Here is a 17910-nt window from a genome sequence, read left to right as displayed (position 1 = left end):
GAGGTGAATCGCTTGTTGGACCGATTGCAATCATTGGCGGACCGCTACGATAAACTGAGCGAACTGCTCTGCGATCCGGATGTAGCGAACGATAGCAAAAAACTTAGAGATTATTCCAAAGAACAGTCTGATTTACAGCCTGCTTATGAAGCATATACCGAATATAAAAATGTCGTTGAAGAGCTGGAAGCTGCAAAAACCATGCAGGGTGAAAAGCTGGACGACGAGATGCGTGAAATGGTCAAAATGGAGATTGAAGAACTGAGTGTTCGTAAGCGGGAGCTGGATGAAAAAATCCGTATTTTGCTGCTGCCGAAGGACCCGAATGATGATAAGAACGTTATTATTGAGATTCGTGGGGCAGCGGGTGGTGACGAAGCGGCACTATTCGCAGCTGATTTGTACCGGATGTATACCCGTTATGCCGATACCCAAGGCTGGCGTGTAGAGCTGATGGACGCGAACATGAATGATCTCGGGGGCTTTAAAGAGGTTATTTTCATGATTAACGGCCGCGGTGCATACAGCAAAATGAAATTCGAAAGCGGCGCACACCGCGTCCAGCGGATTCCGACGACGGAATCAGGTGGACGTATTCATACATCGACATCTACAGTATCCGTTATGCCTGAGGCAGAAGAAGTGGATATTGAAATTTCCGACAAGGATATTCGCGTGGATACGTTCTGTTCCAGCGGTGCGGGCGGACAATCCGTTAATACGACCAAGTCGGCGGTGCGTGTAACGCATATGCCAACAGGTATTATGGCAACCTGTCAGGACGGAAAATCCCAGAACTCCAATAAGGAGAAGGCGCTGCAAGTTTTGCGTGCCCGTATTTCGGATATGTTGCGTCAGGAAGAGGAAGCCAAATATGCAGGCGAGCGTAAGAGCAAAGTAGGTACCGGGGACCGCAGTGAGCGTATCCGTACCTACAACTTCCCGCAAAGCCGTGTAACGGATCATCGTATTGGACTAACTATGCATAAGCTGGACCAGGTGATGAACGGGGAGATCGAAGAAATCGTATCGGCGCTCACGATTGCAGAGCAGGCTGATTTGATGGAACAAGAGGTTTAAGTTTTGGGGAACGAGCGCGATTGTGTGTATCGGATGTCGCCGGAACGAAACATGAGTGTCAGAGAAGCCTTGGTTGAGGCTTCTTCTTTTTTAGGAAGCTGTGGCGTTCTGGAGCCCCAGCATAATGCCCGTTTGTTGCTGGAGCATGTGCTCGGATTGGAAGGTACGGCGTTTTACGCCGCTCTGGGTGATCCGTTCCCTTCCACCGCCAAGGAGGCGTGGGAACGGATCATAGCCCGCAAAGCTGCGGGTGAACCGGCGCAGTATATTATCGGACGGCAGGAATTTTATGGCCGCCCGTTCGCGGTTTCGCCGTCGGTGCTGATTCCGCGCCCCGAGACAGAACTGCTCGTCGAGGCGATACTCCAGCACGGCGATCGGCTGTGGCCAAGCGGTGCTCCTCAGGCGCTCGACATCGGCGCGGGCAGCGGTGCGATTGCCGTGACGCTGGCGGCTGAGCGACCGAGCTGGCGCGTAGCGGCAGGGGATATTTCGGCTGCCGCGTTAAAAGTAGCGGCTTATAACGCTGCTGCGAACGGCGCAGCCGTAGAATTCCGCGAGGGCGATCTGCTGGCGCCATTTGCGGGAACGACGGTGGACATTCTCGTGTCCAACCCGCCGTACATCCCGGCTGCTGACATCGCTGGCCTACAGCCGGAGGTCCGCGACCACGAGCCACGGATGGCGTTAGATGGTGGTCCTGACGGGCTCGGCCCGTATCGGGCAATGCTGGAGCAGCTCGGACTCCTTCAGGCTCCGCCCCGGCTAATCGGGTTTGAGCTGGGGATGGGACAGGCCAGAGACGTGGCTGGCCTGCTGGAACAGGCAGGTCATTGGAAGAACATTATAATCGTTCCTGACCTTGCAGGGATTGAACGACATGTCCTAGGCGTCTCGGAGTAGTGGTGCATTTTCTTTTTGCGAGTCTTTCCTTTAGAATAAGAGGAGTATGACCGAGAAACGGCTCAGGGGGAAATCATGCTTCAGAAATTGAAAAAAATTGACGGTCCGGTTATCTTTATTCTGGTTTTGCTCATGGCGATTAGTATCATAACGGTATACAGCGCAGGTAGGGGCCCTACGAACTTGGCAGAGCACGGCAACGACTATCAAAAGATGATCGGGTATTATATATTGGGTTTTGTGGCGATCTTGGGTTTAGCGATGGTCGATTTTCGGATATTCATTAAAAAAGCCCTGTACGTATATGGAGGCGGAATATTCCTGTTGGGTCTCGGATTTTTTGGTGGGACGGTTAACAACTCTCAGGGCTTTCTGAAAATTGGTGGCTTGAATCTTCAGCCTGCCGAGGTATTCAAGCTGGTTCTTATCATTTTTCTGACTTATATGCTGATCAAAAAGCGCAAGAGCAGGCTGTATTTCATTCAGGATGTTCTTCCAGTGGCTCTGGTGAGCTTTGTCCCGTTTGCCATGGTTATGGCACAAAATGACTTGGGTAATGCGCTCGGTTACATTGTCATCGTCATTGGTATGCTATGGATTGGTAATGTGAAGGCATCCCATGCGTTAATCGGATTCATCGTATTTGCAGTCGCCGTTGGCGGCGGGATCAAAGCTTATATTTCGTTTCACGATGAGATTGATTCCTTTATGAAGGGGATTGGCCGTAGTCACTGGGTTGAGCGGTTGGACCCTTGGTTGGTACCGGAAGAGGCAACCGCGAAGGCGTCTTATCATACCAAAAATGCCAAGCTGGCGATAGCCTCTGGCGGGATGATGGGCAAGGGCTTTTTGCAAGGAACCTCGGTACAGTCCGGGCGTGTTCCTTATACGTATGCGGATTCTATTTTTGTGGTCGTAGCGGAGGAATTTGGCTTTGTAGGCTCTTCAGTGCTGTTATTGTTATATTTTATTTTGATTCACCGAATGATCCTGATTTCGCTGGAATGCCGGGATCGCGCCGGACCGTATATTATTGTCGGGATTGTGTCCATGTTACTGTACCAGATTTTTGAGAATATTGGTGCGTTTCTGGGCATTATGCCGCTTACGGGGATTACGCTCCCGTTCATAAGTTATGGTGGTACCTCGTTGCTTATTAACATGGCTAGTATCGGCTTGGTTATGAGCATTAAGGTGCACGGCCAAGAGCTGGAGGATGATCTGCCACAGCCTTCCAGATTGAACTTGACGAAGGCGAAAAAAGCCTAGTACAGTTGGATTGTGGCTAGATACTGATTGGTATTTGTGTGTGAGTTGAAACGGTGCAACGCGAGAGTCCAGATTGTGAAATCTGGGCTTTTTTATATTCCTCGGCGAGGGTCTGAAGCTTGGTGTAGCATGATTCGAGGGTGTATTGAAGAAAATCTGTAAAGTGGTTATGAATATTTTACAAGACTTATAGGTTTAGACTCTCCCAAACCGGACAAACTGATAGACATGATAGAGTTTGGGTTTGGGGGGACGAAGATGAGAAGTTGGGTAAAGCAAGCTGCAATGATACTATTTTGTATTTCGATATTAATGATGTCTTGGGAAGGTCAAAAGACGGATGCTGCTATGACCATGGGAACAAGAGGAGCCTTAGCATCAGGAGTGACTACAACAGGGCTGGAGGTGATTCCACACGACTCCATTCGACTGCGTATTTTGGCCAACTCGGATCGCCCGGAGGATCAGCTAGTTAAACGCGAAATACGGGACGCTATTGTGCAGCAGATGAATGCTTGGGTGAGTGAGTTGGAAAACCCGCAAAGCTTAGACCAAGCCAGATCATTGATTGATGCTCATTTACCTGAAATTGACCGTTTGGTAGGTACGGAACTGGCTCGTCGCGGCATTGCGTATGATCATCAGGTGGAACTGGCGAGCGTACCTTTCCCGACGAAAATGTACGGTGGTCTTGTCTACCCGGCAGGGAATTATGAAGCGCTACGGGTTACGCTGGGGCAAGGAAAAGGTCAAAATTGGTGGTGCGTGCTGTTTCCTCCGCTGTGCTTTATTGATGCAGGCAGTGGGGAAGCAGCGGCACAAACGGTATCAGCAAAAACGGATCATGGAGATAGTCGGACGAATACCACTGACAAGGAGCCGGAAGTGCGTTTTTTTCTGTGGGATGCACTTGCGGGACTGTGCAGCTGGGTGAGTGGCTTGTTTGCCTAAACGTTGAGGAGTGTAAGTTTCCCCATATGCTATAATGGAGCTTACGATAGATATACACATGGCAGAGCCAAATAAACTGATCTTTCAAAGTAGCCTTATAGGATCAAGCGAAATCACTGGCCTGTATACGACAATAAGATATGGGATGATCTGATATGAGCGATAAATTGAATCAAATGCAAGACTTGCGCGGAGATTTTGTGCAAAAGGAAAAATCGGAGCAAAAGCTGGACGAACAGGGGAATTGCGAGCTGAAGCAGGCATTGAAGTCTTCCCATACCCAATGGTGGGATGTAAGATGTTTGGTTCCTGTGAACAACACTGACGGGGGTGTTTCTGACGAAACTTCGGCTGAACAGACTCGGATCGCGGCGGAAAAAGGCATACGCGAGGCTGCTGTACTCCTCCAAGCTGGAGAGACGGTAGCCTTTCCTACAGAGACCGTGTACGGACTGGGAGCCGATGCTCGTAGTACAAAAGCGGTGGAGGCGGTATTCGCTGCCAAAGGACGCCCTTCCGATAACCCGCTCATTGTACATGTTTCTGATGCTGATCAATTAGAGGGTATGGTAGCAGAAATAAACGATACAGCCCGGGCGCTGATGAATATGTTCTGGCCGGGACCGCTGACTCTCGTATTGCCAGTGGTACCGCAGGCACTGTCATCGCGTGTAACGGCCGGGCTGGACACGGTTGGTGTGCGCATGCCAGATCATCCGATAGCGCTGCGCTTGATCGCTGAAGCGGGTTGTCCGTTGGCTGCGCCAAGCGCCAATCGTTCGGGAAGACCCAGTCCCACTCTTGCACAGCATGTGCGGGAGGATCTGGAGGGCCGCATCGGCGGCATTTTAGACGGAGGCCCCACAGGTGTGGGGCTGGAGTCCACGGTGGTGCAGGCGGCTGACGACGGAACGGTCACCATCCTGCGCCCCGGCGGCGTGACGGCTGAGCAGCTCGCTGCAGTTGCTCGCGCCGTCGTGCTGGACCCGGCGCTGGCCGCTACGTCCGGGGAAGACGCGGACAGCCCGGCGCCGCGCTCGCCGGGCATGAAGTACACGCACTACGCGCCGCGAGGCCGCTTGAGCGTGGTACAAGGCCCGTCGTCCGTTGAGGTGACGGGCTGGATTCGCGCCGCGCTGGCGGAGGCTTCCGCCAGCGGGGAGCGCACGGCAGTGCTCGCGTTCGACGAGCACGCCGCCGGCTACGCCGGAGAACGCGTCTACACGCTAGGCAAGCTAGACGCGCTCCATGAGGCAGCGCAACGCCTGTACGGCGTGCTGCGTCGCTGCGACGAGGACGGCGTCACCTACATTTTGGCGGAATCCTGTCCGCTGAAAGGATTGGGCGACGCCGTTATGAACCGCCTGCTTAAAGCGGCAGGTCACCGAATCGTCCGCCTGTAGCTTCTGTCGAATCAGAGCCTCTTATATTAAATTTTTTTCCTCCCTCCTCGTCTCGGTATTGGGTACTTTCAGTGCATGCTTGTACTGATTTGCCCCTTGTCCGCATAACGTGTACAAGAACAGACGGATAATGGAGGGATGGAGTATGCTGGCAGCCTCTGCCCATGCCGGGCAGGTTGTAACGATTCTGATCATGGCGGTAGCGCTAGGAATGGATGCGTTATCGCTGGGCGTAGGGATCGGCATGAAGGGGATACGCCTGCGAGACGTGCTGCGCATCAGCACTGTTATTGGCTTTTTTCACATTCTGATGCCATTGCTGGGAATTTTCACGGGCCATTATATGAGTTCTTTATTAGGTCATGTGACGACCTACTTCGCAGGGGGGCTACTCATCCTTTTAGGCGGGCATATGGTGTATAATTCCTTCAAAGGGGACGGCGTACAGGTATTGGATCATCGTTCGCCTTTAGGTCTTTTGCTGTTTGCACTTGGGGTGAGCGTGGATTCATTTTCTGTAGGAGTGTCACTGGGGATGTTCCAGAGTGATCTGGTGCTGTCTGTTCTGGCATTTGGTTTTTGCGGGGGAGCAATGGCGATGTTGGGCCTGCTGCTGGGTCGCAAGGTCAGCCGCAATCTAGGAGATTACGGGGAAGCAGTGGGCGGTGCCATTTTGCTGGCATTCGGCTTTATGTTTATGTTTTGATTTTAGCGCAGACAGTGTAAAATAAGTGCAGGGTTAAAGTAAGGGATTAGGATTATAGTAATCCTCTGTTTATATATTTTTTAACATACGGGGGGTGAAAACGTTGAAGAATATCTTATTTGTATGCACTGGGAATACCTGTCGTAGTCCAATGGCTGAAGGGATGCTGCGTAAGTTGGCTGCTGAGCATGGACTAGAACTGGAAGTGCGTTCTGCGGGAGTGGCAGCGATGGAAGGCACGCCGATATCCCGACATGCAGAGGCGGTTCTACGTGATCACGATATATCCGATCAGATCACTTCAACCCCTTTGAGCGACGGGCTTGCCGGGTGGGCACATCTGATCTTAACCTTGACGCAAGGACATAAACAGCACGTAATTCAGCGCTTTCCCCAAACGGCGGGCAAAGTATTTACGCTTAAGGAATATGTGGAGAACCGGGATGCGGTGTTGAATGATGTACAGGAGTTGGACGGTTTATATGCTTCACAGCAGTTGATGGCTTCACTTGGACAAGAGCTATCGGCGCAGGAGCGTGAACGAATGATTGAATTACACCAACGGATTCCGGGCTTTGATATTTCAGATCCGTTTGGCGGTTCACGAGAAGACTACGATGTCACAGCTGCGGAAATCCGCACGGCGCTGCATAAGCTGCTGGACAAGCTAAAGGCCTCTTCCGAATAAAATCGCTCTTACTCATCTATTTTGTACGGAATCTGTTGATTTTCGACGGTTAATCCGTTAAGATAAGGTGGAAAAATGAGAATCCGATGTAACTGGCGACAAAAGTGGGATTAACCACGATGGAGCATCGGATATACGGCCGGTCGCCTGGGCAAAAGAGCAATTCCACATAGGTGTGGACTGCTCTTTTTTCATATACAAGTTATGCCAGATGTTTAGCTGAGGGTTGATTCCTTCAAAGGTTCTTCCATTTTTTCTGCTCGAAATCTGAAACATCGGCTATAATATAGTGAGATTGTGATCAGGAGAGAGTGTGTTGAACTTGGGGCATGAGACCGTGCCTAGTCTCTGAGAGGCTGTTCAACCAAAGGAGGTTCCAATGGTGGGACAATTGGATCATGAGATTTCGCTAGAAGCACAGACCACTTCTGTTGTGCGGGAAATCGCAGAAGCAGCCAGTCTCAGGGCTGGTCGCCTGCTGGTTATCGGCGTTAGCACAAGTGAAGTGGCTGGAAGTCGAATTGGCACGGCGGGAGCGCTCGATGTGGCTCAACAACTGTTATCTGGAGTAGAGTCCGTTCGCAGGCAGTATGGCTTTGATGTAGCGTTTCAATGCTGTGAGCATTTGAACCGAGCGTTGGTCGTTGAACGGGCTGTACTGGAACGACTGGGACTGATGGAGGTTGCGGCTGTTCCTGTTCGTACAGCAGGAGGCTCTATGGCTACCGTCGCCTATCGTTCTATGAGCGACGCGTGTTTGGCGGTGAACGTGCAGGCTCATGCCGGGATAGACATCGGCGAAACGCTGATTGGCATGCATCTGCGACCGATTGCTGTTCCGTTTCGCCCAAGCCTTCGCTGGATTGGCGAAGCACGTGTGACAGCGGCGTTCACCCGTCCTCCACTTATTGGCGGACAACGGGCGGTGTACAGTCTGGAGCAAGAAGTCGGCGGAAACTGCGATTAGCATTTGGCATGGCGGCATGTTTGTACTAATCGTTTTTGCAATGATGATGAGGTACCCAACAGAGGAGCAGGCGTTTGCTTGTATACCCAACAATTGACTATGGAGAGGGAGTAATCAATCATGATGGAACACCTGCGTAAAAGTGACCCAGCAGTAATGGAAGCAATGGGACTTGAACTGAAACGACAACGCCACAATATCGAGCTAATCGCATCCGAGAACATTGTCAGTGAAGCAGTAATGGAAGCCATGGGCTCCGTGCTGACGAATAAATATGCTGAAGGTTACCCGAACAAACGCTACTATGGTGGCTGTGAGCATGTAGATATCGTTGAAGATATCGCACGTGACCGCGCAAAAGAACTGTTCGGTGCCGAGCATGCTAACGTGCAGCCCCACTCTGGAGCACAAGCCAACATGGCGGTGTATCTGGCGGCTCTCAAACCTGGAGATACTGTACTGGGTATGAATTTGGCGCATGGTGGCCATTTAACACATGGAAGTCCGGTTAACGCTTCTGGCTTGTTGTATAACTTTGCTGCTTACGGTGTACGCGAAGACAACTTCCGCATCGACTACGATGAAGTGCGCAAGGCAGCCTTCAAGCACCGTCCTCGTCTGATTGTAGCTGGCGCGAGTGCATATCCGCGTACTATTGATTTTGAAGCTTTTGCCTCCATTGCTAATGATGTAGGTGCTCTGTTTATGGTGGATATGGCACATATCGCAGGTCTTGTGGCAGCGGGAATTCACCCAAGTCCAGTTCCGCATGCCCAATTTGTAACAACAACGACACACAAAACTTTGCGTGGTCCGCGTGGGGGGCTGATTCTGACTCGCAAAGCATGGGCACAAGCGATTGATAAAGCTATTTTCCCTGGTACTCAAGGGGGGCCTCTGATGCATGTGATCGCGTCCAAAGCGGTTGCTTTGGGTGAAGCGCTCCAGCCATCGTTCAAAACCTATGCGCAAAACGTAGTTCGCAACGCACAGGTGCTGGCTGAAACACTGTTGGCTGAGGGGATTAACATTGTATCCGGTGGTACGGATAACCATCTGATGCTGTTGGATACGCGCAATTTGAATATCACAGGTAAAGAAGCGGAGCATGTATTGGATTCCGTGGGCATCACGGTCAATAAAAATGCGATTCCTTTTGACCCGACCAGTCCATTCGTAACCAGCGGGATTCGTATTGGTACACCTGCTGCAACATCTCGTGGGATGGATGAAGAGGCTATGGTCAAAATCGGTAAAATCATTGCTGAAACTCTTAAAAACCCGAAAGATGATACTGTATTGTCCAAAGCAAGCCAAGCGGTTGGCGAGTTGACAGACAAGTTCCCGATCTATCCAGGAACTCAATACTAATTCATCGACACTCATAATCTTTATGGTATAGGCTGTTTTCCTTCGTAAACCGGAGGAGAACAGCCTTTTTTTGCTTCCGAACGACTCGAAACTTACATTTTTGGGTAATAAGCGATTACAGCAAGGGTTTATGCGCGCGCGCTTCCTTCATATCTACGACAAAGGAGTGATTGCATTGAGTCAAAGAAAATCCGCGCAATTATTGCAGCAGCTCGTATTTGTGGGACCGATGGCGTTGTTTTTCGTCTTGATTATGGTCATTCCGTTCCTGCTGGGACTGTATTATTCTATGACGAACTGGGATGGAGTATCTGAGAATATCCGATGGCTCGGGCTAGGGAATTACGTTCATATATTTAGGGATGATCCAGATTTCCGTAATGCGTTCTGGTTTACAGTTCGGTTTACCGTATGTGGTGTCATTCTGACGAACCTGATTGGCTTTTTCCTAGCCTATGCACTTACCAAACCGCTGCGTACCCGTAATGCACTGCGAACTGTATTTTTTATGCCCAATATGATTGGCGGCTTGCTGCTCGGCTTTATCTGGCAATTTATATTTGTACGCGGCTTTTCTGCGGTAGGGGAGGCAACAGGGCTTTCCTTTTTTAAACTGCCGTGGCTGGGTGATGGGCCAACTGCTTTTTGGGGAACTGTCATTGTGTTTGTATGGCAATATGCAGGTTATCTCATGGTTATTTACATATCCTCGTTAAATAATGTGCCGCATGCCCTGATTGAATCGGCTCAAATCGACGGCGCGAGCCGAAGACAGATTTTGCGTCATATTGTAGTGCCACTTATTATGCCAGCGGTGACCGTCTGCTTGTTCCTAGCGATATCCTGGTCCTTTAAAGTATTTGAATTGAATTTGGCTCTCACCAAGGGGGGACCTTTCAAGTCGACAGAGTCTGTAGCGTTGGACATATATAATGAAGCGTTTACAAATAATCGACTTGGATTGGGAACTGCCAAGGCTATGATTTTCTTCGTGGTCGTTGCGATCATTACCAGCATTCAGGTGCGTCTCACGAAGAAAAAGGAGGTCGAAATGTAATGGAAAAAACGTCAAACTACCGTTTGGGCACATGGGTTGCTGAAATATTGCTTATTGTGATCGGGTTAATTTTTCTGGTTCCATTCTATTTTTTGCTCGTAAACTCCGTTAAATCCTTTGGTGACATTTTGGCCCATTCCGCTTCGTGGCCGACAACCTTCCGTTTTGAAAACTATGCTAACGCCTGGAATAAAATAAACTTTCCCACAGCACTGGGGAATTCACTGATTGTCACGATCGTCAGTAATGCGCTTTTGCTGCTCATCAGCTCGATGGCCGCTTACCAGATGGTTCGGCATGACACTCGTTTTAACCGGTTCCTGTTCGGTTTGCTTGTGGCTGCGATGGTAGTTCCCTTTCAATCGATTATGTTGCCGCTTATGGAAGTGTCCAACGTATTGAGCTTGAACAACAGTATACCGGGACTGATCTTATGTTATCTGGGTTTTGGAGCGCCTTTATCCGTTTTTCTTTTTCATGGCTTTATTAAAACGGTACCTATTGAGATCGAGCAGGCGGCAAGGGTGGACGGTTCATCCCGGTACGGGGTGTTCTTTCGCATCGTTTGTCCACTGCTGCTGCCTATGTTCGTAACCGTGCTTATCTTGAATACCTTATGGATCTGGAATGACTATCTGTTGCCTTCGCTCATTTTGAATGATCCTGAGCTGCGTACCATTCCGATTGCAACCTATATGTTGTTTGGTCAGTACACCAAGCAATGGGACTTGGCGCTGCCAGCACTGGTGTTGGGAATCACGCCAATTGTTGTGTTTTTTCTGGTGATGCAAAAATACATCGTTTCTGGCATTGCAGCCGGCGCGGTCAAAGGCTGATGGGAGGGATAATCGATGAAAAAAACAGCGTTACTTGTCATCTCCTTGATGGTGCTGCTCGCATGTACACTTGCAGGTTGTGGAAATACGAAGGCTCAACAGAGTGAGACGAAAACGATACACATTTATCAATTCAAAGTAGAGATTTCGGAACCACTAAATAAGCTGAAGGCAGAATATGAAAAAACGCACCCTGGCATCAAGCTGGATATCCAATCTGTCGGTGGTGGTACGGACTACGGTGCTTCGTTGAAGGCTAAATTCGCATCAGGCGATCAGCCGGACATTTTTACAAATGAGGGCTACCAGGACCGCGATACGTGGTTGGAGTACTTGGAGGATTTGTCGGATCAGCCATGGGTGAAGGATCTGGACGATTTCGCTCGTAAGCCGATGACGGTTAACGGTAAGATTTATGGACAGCCTATGAACCTAGAAGGATTTGGTTTTGTTTATAACAAGGATTTGTTCAAAAAAGCGGGCATAACCAAACTACCTCAGACGATAGATGAACTGGAGGAAGCAGCCAAGCGACTGAAAGCGGCAGGGATTATACCTTTTGCTAACGGGTATGCGGAATGGTGGGTTCTGGGGAACCATTTTATCAATATCCCGTTTGCCAGACAGCCGAACCCGGAAAGTTATGTTGAGGACTTAAACAAAGGAGCGGCTCGCATCCCTGGTAACCCCGTGTTCGATCAGTGGGTGAAGTTGCTTGACCTGACTATAAAATATGGGAACCGCAATCCGCTCACGACGGATTACAATACACAAGTGACACTGTTTTCCACAGGTAAGGCTGCTATGATGCACCAGGGGAACTGGACGCAGCCACAAATGGATGGAATTAATCCTAACTTGAATTTGGGTATTCTGCCTGCGCCTATAGACAATGATCCCTCCACAGGAGGTAGACTCGCGGTGGGAGTAGCCTCGAACTGGGTGGTCAACAAAAATTCGCCTGTGAAGCAGGAGGCAAAAGAATTTCTCAATTGGTTGGTCACATCAGAAACAGGCAAGCATTATATCACCAAGGAATTTAAGTTTGTTCCCGCCTTCAAAAGTATTACGTCCAGCGACGAGACGACAGGCGATCTAGGTGCAGAAATATCTCGGCATGTGAGGGAAGGCAAGATATGGAGTTGGAACTTCCAACGCTTTCCGAAGGGGCTGAATCAGGATTTAAGCAGCAGTATGCAAGCCTATATTGCAGGGGTTATCACAAAGGATGAAATGCTTCAACAATTTCAGGGGGCATGGGACAATTTGAAGTATAGATAAAAGAATACCTCTGCATGAGGATGCAAAGGCTATAGCTCGGGCAGGAAGTATAAAGCCTTAAGGCTTTGGCGGTCAAGGGCCGCCAGAGCCTTTTTGTTGTGTTTTTATGTGATGAAAGTCACACGTAAAGCGGTCCTATTCATTATTTTACATGTCATATCTTTCCCTTGACAAAAGGTTACGGTGGCAGGTGTTAAATCAATCAAGGGAATGTTATAATAAACAGGATTTACAGGCACGCATTGCATCTGTGCTTATTTGGTTTGTACAAATAGGTTACATAGATCCTTTCGACTCAGGATAGTTCGATATGCTGGTGCGAAAGAACGTGACGATAATACCGGAGGGAATATATTATGGCGAAACTGGTGGTTTGTGATCACCCTTTGATCCAACACAAACTTACATTTATCCGCGATGTGCGGACCAACACCAAGGATTTCCGCGAGCTGGTGGATGAAGTAGCAACATTGATGGCTTATGAAATTACACGGGATATCCCGCTGGAAAGCATTACGGTGCAGACACCGGTTGCTGAGACAGAAGGTAAAGTGATTTCCGGACGTATGCTGGGTCTTATTCCGATTCTGCGTGCAGGCTTGGGTATGCTGGATGGTGTAGTAAAGCTGCTGCCTGCAGCAAAGGTAGGTCATGTGGGACTGTTCCGCGATCCTGAGACACTGCAACCCGTAGAATACTATACGAAGCTGCCTACAGATGTAACTGAGCGCGAATTGATCGTGATTGATCCAATGCTTGCAACAGGCGGGTCGGCGATCGCAGCGATTGATGTGTTGAAAAAGAGAGGCTGCACTCAAATTAAAATGATGAATCTGATTGCTGCTCCTGAAGGAGTCAAAGCTGTGCAGGATGCACATCCTGATGTAGACATCTATGTCGCTGCACTGGACGAGCGTCTGGATGATCATGGATATATCATTCCGGGTCTTGGTGACGCGGGAGACCGCTTGTACGGAACCAAGTAGACTGCCTTTGGCGGTTCGGCAAAATCTATGGACGTTATACAGGTCCTTATTTTAAATAATGGAAGATCTGTGAAGCGGACATTTATTATGAAAAGGGGTTCAACAGAAAATGTCCAAAATCAAAGTGATGACAATTTTTGGTGTGCGTCCGGAAGCGATTAAGATGGCTCCTCTTATTTTGGAGCTTCAGCGTCACCCAGAGCATATCGAGTCCGTAGTATGCGTTACGGCTCAACATCGCCAGATGCTTGATCAGGTTCTGGAAGTTTTCAATATTCACCCTGACTATGATCTGGACGTAATGAAGGATCGCCAGACACTAAATGAAATCTCCATGCGGGTACTTCAAGGTCTGGAACCTGTATTGCGTGAGGCCAAGCCCGATATCGTGTTGGTTCACGGCGATACGCTGACCACTTTCCTCGCCAGCTATGCAGCCTTTATGCAGCAGATTGAAGTAGGGCATGTGGAAGCGGGTTTGCGGACGTGGAACAAGCTTTCTCCATATCCTGAAGAAATGAACCGTCAGCTTACAGGCGTACTGTCTGATCTGCATTTCTCGCCTACTTCTTTATCGGCTGGAAATTTGCGGAAGGAAAATAAGCCTGAATCGCGAATATATGTTACAGGCAATACAGTAACTGACGTATTTCAGTATACGGTTCGCCAAGATTACGAGCACCCTGTACTGGACTGGGCTCAGGGCAAACGCCTGATTCTTATGACAGCACATCGTCGGGAATCCCAAGGGGAACCGCATCGTCAGATTTTTAATGCAGTTAAGCGCATTGCAGATGAGTTTGAGGATATCGCTATTGTTTATCCGGTTCATCCGAGTCCGGCTGTGAAGGAACCTGCATTTGAGATTTTAGGCAACCATCCGCGTATTAAGCTGATTGATCCGCTGGATGTCGTGGATCTGCACAATTTTTACCCACATACACATCTGATCCTTACGGATTCCGGTGGGCTTCAGGAAGAAGCGCCTTCGTTCGGAGTACCTGTTCTGGTGCTGCGTGATACGACTGAAAGACCGGAGGGAATTGAAGCGGGCACCTTGGAACTGGTGGGTACGAGCGAAGAGAACGTGTACAATCGGACCAAGGCACTTTTGACAGATTCCGCGTTGTACGATTCTATGAGTCAGGCAGCGAATCCTTACGGCGATGGAAAAGCATCAGTAAGAATTGTCAATGCGATTTTGCACCATTATGGCGTTCAATCCGAACGTCCTGAAGAATTTCACACAATGTTCACAAAAGGTGTTCGTCCGATATAATTATTCTTTACAAGGCAAGCATACAGTTAAACTGTACGGTTACCAAGGGATACAGCAATTTAAGATGCTTTGTCGTTTGATTTTATACTTTAGGGCGCTAAAATATCTCAATTGACAAAGCATCTTATATTTAAGTAAAATGGACTGGAATTGCAGGGGTGACATGGAAAAGTGGTCAAACCTTCCAAGCAAAACAACAACCGAAATAACACCGGGAATGCCTTCAAGGCAATTGGATTGGTGAGCGCGATCGGCATTGATTTGGCGATATGCACATTGGGTGGTTTCTATGCCGGAAAGTGGCTCGATGCTAAACTTGATGGCTCCGGAATTTGGATTGGCGTAAGCGTTCTCGCAGGCTTGGTTGTAGGCGCATTAAGTATTGCCCTTGTGATCGGAAAGGTATTGAGGGATAACCATGAATGAGATGACCCGTATGCAAAAAATGTTATGGATCGTAGCGCTTGGTATTATGGCTCTGTGTTTCCTGGTCTCCGCCTTCATGCCCCAACATCGTGACATTGCTCACGGAATCATTCTGGGAACGGGAGTAAGCTGTCTTAATGTGCTGTATATGGCCTACAAAATTCGACAGGTTGCGAATGCAGCCGCCGGTGAAGGCAAGAAGAAAAAGGTGGGCATTGGCTTTGGCGTTCGAGTAGGGACCTCTATTTTGGCAGTAGTGCTGGCGCTAGAATTTCCAGCCTATTTCCATGAGATCGCTGTAATGGCAAGCCTGGTGACTGGACAATTTCTTCTTTTAATTATAGGCATCATATTCGCGCTACAGGAAAAATGATGGCTCAACTGAGAAAGGGGTGAGAAAACATGTTGCATGAATCACCGATTATCGAATTGGGCGGATTTAACATTGACTTGTCCGTCATTATTATGCTGGTTGTGACTTGCGCGATTGTATTTGGACTGGCATTTGCTGCAACGCGCAATTTGTCTGTGGACAATCCAAGCAAGCTGCAAAATTTTATGGAATGGGTCGTCGAATTCGTTCAAGGACTGATTACCAGCACGATGGATTTGAAAAAAGGGAAGCCATTCCTCTCCTTGGGGATGACGCTGATCATGTTCATCTTCGTCGGAAATATGCTAGGCTTACCGTTCGGGATTGTGACCGAGTTCGATAATGCGCAAAGTGCCCAAGTATTTGGACATGAAATCATTCCAGTCAAAGAAGCATTAGAACAAGCACAGGCGTCTCACCCGGGCGAAGCTGCCCATGTAGGTATCAGCTGGTGGAAATCACCTACCGCAGATGCAGGGGTATCCATTGGACTGGCTTTGATGATCTTTGTCCTGGTTCATTTCCTGGGGATTTTCCGTAATACCAAAGCTTACTTTAAGCATTACATTCAGCCATTTCCATTCTTTTTGCCAATTAACTTGATTGAGCAGTTCTCAAAACTGTTGACACATGGTATGCGTCTATTCGGTAATATTTTTGCCGGCGAAGTTTTGATCAGTGTTCTGCTGAAAATGACAGCACTTGGTGTGGGAGGTATGGTTGCTTCCGTATTGGGACTCGTGGTCTGGCAAGGATTCAGTATTTTTGTCGGCAGTATTCAGGCGTTCGTCTTTACCATTTTGACGTTCGTATATATTTCGCAGGCAATTGACACGCATGAAGAAGAGCATTAGTTAAAATTAGTTTCGGGTTTTTAGTTAAGTTCAGGAGTACGCTTCGCTCTTAACTGCAAATACATGTACAACACAAATACACATCTCTAAGGAGGATTTTTTAAATGGGAGCTTGGGCATTAATAGCAGCAGCTATCGCAGTAGGTTTGGGTGCGCTCGGCGCAGGTATTGGTAACGGTCTGATTGTAAGTAAAACAGTTGAAGGTATCGCTCGTCAGCCTGAGGCTAAATCAACTTTGCAAACGGTAATGTTTATCGGTGTAGGTCTGGTTGAAGCCTTGCCTATTATCGGGGTCGTTCTGGCGTTTATTTTCTACGCTAAGGCATAATAATTTGAAACTTGCAAGGTTTGGCGGGGAAGGCCACAGCCATCCGCGCCTTCTTTGTTGCTTGGCTTAAGGGATAACTAGGACTGACGTTCACCGGAAAGGAGTGACTTCAATTGAGTTTAAATTGGACAAGTATCGTTTTCACAATTATTGCATTTTTGATCTTGTACTGGTTACTAACGCGTTATGCATTCGGACCTCTCTTTTCCGTTATGGAGAAGCGGCGTCAGCTTGTATTACAGCAAATGAATGAAGCGGCACAGACGCGTGAACAGGCTGCTGCTTATGTTGAGGAGCAAAAGCAGGCTCTCCAGCAGGCACGTAAGGAAGCGTACGACATTATTGAGCAGTCAAAACAAACAGGTAACAAACAAGCGGAGCAAATTATTGTTCAGGCCAAGGACGAAGCTGTCCGCCTGAAAGACGAAGCTGTTCGTGAAATCACAAGCGAGCGTAATAAGGCGGTTGCCGAACTGCGCAGCGAAGTGGGTAAAGCTTCGGTACAAATTGCTTCCAAACTGATTCAAAAGGAAATCAAGGAAGACCAAGTCCAGGGAGAGCTTGTCGACCAATACCTTAAAGAGGTAGGAGGCAAAGCATGAGCCGGGATACGGTAGTAGCCAAACGGTATGCGAAAGCTTTGTTTGAAGTGGCAGAGCAGGAACAGACCATTATGGAAACCGAGCAGGAGCTACGTGCTTTTGTAGAGGCTGTATCGGGGGATGCTGAAATCCGTAAATTCATTAATTCTCCTAACATTACGGAAGCGGTCAAGCTTCAAGTTCTGGCTAACAGTTTTGAAGGCAAGTTGTCTGCCTCGCTAATTAACACGATCAAACTGTTGATTCAGCGTAGTAGAGCAGATTTGTTCGAATCTCTCCTTGCCGGATACCTCGATATTCAGGAATACAAGCTGGGACTTGCTCATGCAAAGGTGTATTCGACTTATGCTTTAAGTGATCAGGAAAAAACAGCGGTAGCCGAGGAATTCGGAGCCCGTGAACATAAAACAATCCGTGTGGAAAATATAGTGGACCCGAGTCTGCTGGGCGGATTAAAAGTGGTTATCGGCGATACATTGTACGACGGCAGTCTGGCCGGCAAGCTGGATCGTCTCGAGAAATCCTTTAACAGACGAGTATAGAAGATAG

At 48.6% G+C, this 17910-nt stretch carries 20 protein-coding genes and 1 riboswitch; all 20 genes read left to right on the top strand.

The window, feature by feature from the left end; all coding sequences use genetic code 11:
* Positions 1-12 precede the first annotated feature (12 nt).
* The 20 genes from prfA (at position 13) to MKY98_RS24065 (ending at position 17903) form a co-directional block, all read left to right on the top strand.
* Positions 13-1080 (top strand): peptide chain release factor 1, encoded by a 1068-nt coding sequence (prfA, locus tag MKY98_RS24160; RefSeq protein ID WP_013312344.1) that lies wholly within the window; start codon positions 13-15, stop codon positions 1078-1080.
* Positions 1081-1083: 3 nt separating this feature from the next.
* Positions 1084-1983 carry a peptide chain release factor N(5)-glutamine methyltransferase gene (gene prmC, locus MKY98_RS24155; protein ID WP_029518521.1) on the top strand — a complete coding sequence of 300 codons (900 nt, stop codon included), beginning with the start codon at positions 1084-1086 and terminating at the stop codon, positions 1981-1983.
* Positions 1984-2058: 75 nt separating this feature from the next.
* Positions 2059-3252, top strand: a complete 1194-nt coding sequence (locus MKY98_RS24150) for an FtsW/RodA/SpoVE family cell cycle protein (RefSeq protein WP_029518520.1) — start codon at positions 2059-2061, stop codon at positions 3250-3252.
* A gap of 258 nt (positions 3253-3510) precedes the next feature.
* The gene (spoIIR, locus tag MKY98_RS24145) at positions 3511-4203 is read left to right on the top strand and encodes a stage II sporulation protein R (protein WP_069010019.1); all 693 of its coding nucleotides are present in this window, start codon (positions 3511-3513) and stop codon (positions 4201-4203) included.
* A 155-nt stretch (positions 4204-4358) separates the two neighbouring features.
* Complete coding sequence (locus tag MKY98_RS24140; protein WP_069010018.1) at positions 4359-5606, top strand: L-threonylcarbamoyladenylate synthase; 1248 nt, start codon at positions 4359-4361, stop codon at positions 5604-5606.
* 145 nt (positions 5607-5751) lie between these two features.
* Positions 5752-6312, top strand: a complete 561-nt coding sequence (locus tag MKY98_RS24135) for a manganese efflux pump MntP (protein WP_029518517.1) — start codon at positions 5752-5754, stop codon at positions 6310-6312.
* A gap of 103 nt (positions 6313-6415) precedes the next feature.
* On the top strand, positions 6416-7000 hold the full coding sequence (locus MKY98_RS24130; RefSeq protein WP_029518516.1) for a low molecular weight protein arginine phosphatase: 585 nt from the start codon (positions 6416-6418) through the stop codon (positions 6998-7000).
* A 78-nt stretch (positions 7001-7078) separates the two neighbouring features.
* A riboswitch (ZMP/ZTP riboswitch) is annotated at positions 7079-7160 on the top strand.
* 219 nt (positions 7161-7379) lie between these two features.
* Positions 7380-7967 carry a TIGR01440 family protein gene (locus MKY98_RS24125; protein WP_069010017.1) on the top strand — a complete coding sequence of 196 codons (588 nt, stop codon included), beginning with the start codon at positions 7380-7382 and terminating at the stop codon, positions 7965-7967.
* A 120-nt stretch (positions 7968-8087) separates the two neighbouring features.
* On the top strand, positions 8088-9338 hold the full coding sequence (gene glyA, locus MKY98_RS24120; protein WP_013312336.1) for a serine hydroxymethyltransferase: 1251 nt from the start codon (positions 8088-8090) through the stop codon (positions 9336-9338).
* Positions 9339-9513: 175 nt separating this feature from the next.
* Positions 9514-10395: a carbohydrate ABC transporter permease gene (locus MKY98_RS24115; RefSeq protein WP_068938929.1), complete on the top strand. Its 882-nt coding sequence runs from the start codon at positions 9514-9516 to the stop codon at positions 10393-10395.
* The gene (locus MKY98_RS24110; RefSeq protein ID WP_069010016.1) at positions 10395-11231 is read left to right on the top strand and encodes a carbohydrate ABC transporter permease; all 837 of its coding nucleotides are present in this window, start codon (positions 10395-10397) and stop codon (positions 11229-11231) included. Before MKY98_RS24115 ends, MKY98_RS24110 begins: the two co-directional genes overlap by 1 nt.
* A 15-nt stretch (positions 11232-11246) precedes the next feature.
* Positions 11247-12512 carry an ABC transporter substrate-binding protein gene (locus tag MKY98_RS24105; RefSeq protein WP_069010015.1) on the top strand — a complete coding sequence of 422 codons (1266 nt, stop codon included), beginning with the start codon at positions 11247-11249 and terminating at the stop codon, positions 12510-12512.
* 356 nt (positions 12513-12868) lie between these two features.
* On the top strand, positions 12869-13498 hold the full coding sequence (gene upp / locus MKY98_RS24100; protein ID WP_013312332.1) for a uracil phosphoribosyltransferase: 630 nt from the start codon (positions 12869-12871) through the stop codon (positions 13496-13498).
* 109 nt (positions 13499-13607) lie between these two features.
* On the top strand, positions 13608-14777 hold the full coding sequence (gene wecB, locus MKY98_RS24095) for a non-hydrolyzing UDP-N-acetylglucosamine 2-epimerase (protein ID WP_069010014.1): 1170 nt from the start codon (positions 13608-13610) through the stop codon (positions 14775-14777).
* Positions 14778-14948: 171 nt separating this feature from the next.
* Entirely contained in the window at positions 14949-15203 is a 255-nt protein-coding gene (locus MKY98_RS24090) for an AtpZ/AtpI family protein (RefSeq protein WP_069010013.1), read from the top strand.
* Positions 15196-15576, top strand: a complete 381-nt coding sequence (locus MKY98_RS24085; RefSeq protein WP_069010012.1) for an ATP synthase subunit I — start codon at positions 15196-15198, stop codon at positions 15574-15576. The genes MKY98_RS24090 and MKY98_RS24085 overlap by 8 nt, the downstream gene beginning before the upstream one ends.
* 29 nt (positions 15577-15605) lie before the next feature.
* A complete protein-coding gene (gene atpB, locus MKY98_RS24080) occupies positions 15606-16430 on the top strand; it encodes a F0F1 ATP synthase subunit A (RefSeq protein WP_069010011.1) in 825 nt (274 codons plus the stop codon).
* Between the two features lie 104 nt (positions 16431-16534).
* Positions 16535-16759, top strand: coding sequence for a F0F1 ATP synthase subunit C (gene atpE / locus MKY98_RS24075; RefSeq protein WP_025683777.1), 225 nt, complete (start codon positions 16535-16537; stop codon positions 16757-16759).
* 113 nt (positions 16760-16872) lie between these two features.
* Positions 16873-17361: a F0F1 ATP synthase subunit B gene (gene atpF / locus MKY98_RS24070; protein ID WP_023990709.1), complete on the top strand. Its 489-nt coding sequence runs from the start codon at positions 16873-16875 to the stop codon at positions 17359-17361.
* Entirely contained in the window at positions 17358-17903 is a 546-nt protein-coding gene (locus MKY98_RS24065) for a F0F1 ATP synthase subunit delta (RefSeq protein ID WP_029518507.1), read from the top strand. The genes atpF and MKY98_RS24065 overlap by 4 nt, the downstream gene beginning before the upstream one ends.
* Positions 17904-17910: the final 7 nt, after the last annotated feature.

Source organism: Paenibacillus sp. FSL M8-0228 (assembly GCF_038007385.1).
Taxonomy (GTDB): Bacteria; Bacillota; Bacilli; order Paenibacillales; family Paenibacillaceae; genus Paenibacillus; species Paenibacillus polymyxa_D.
The sequence above is the reverse complement of the archived record's forward strand: the minus strand, read 5'-3'. Positions and strand labels throughout refer to the sequence as shown.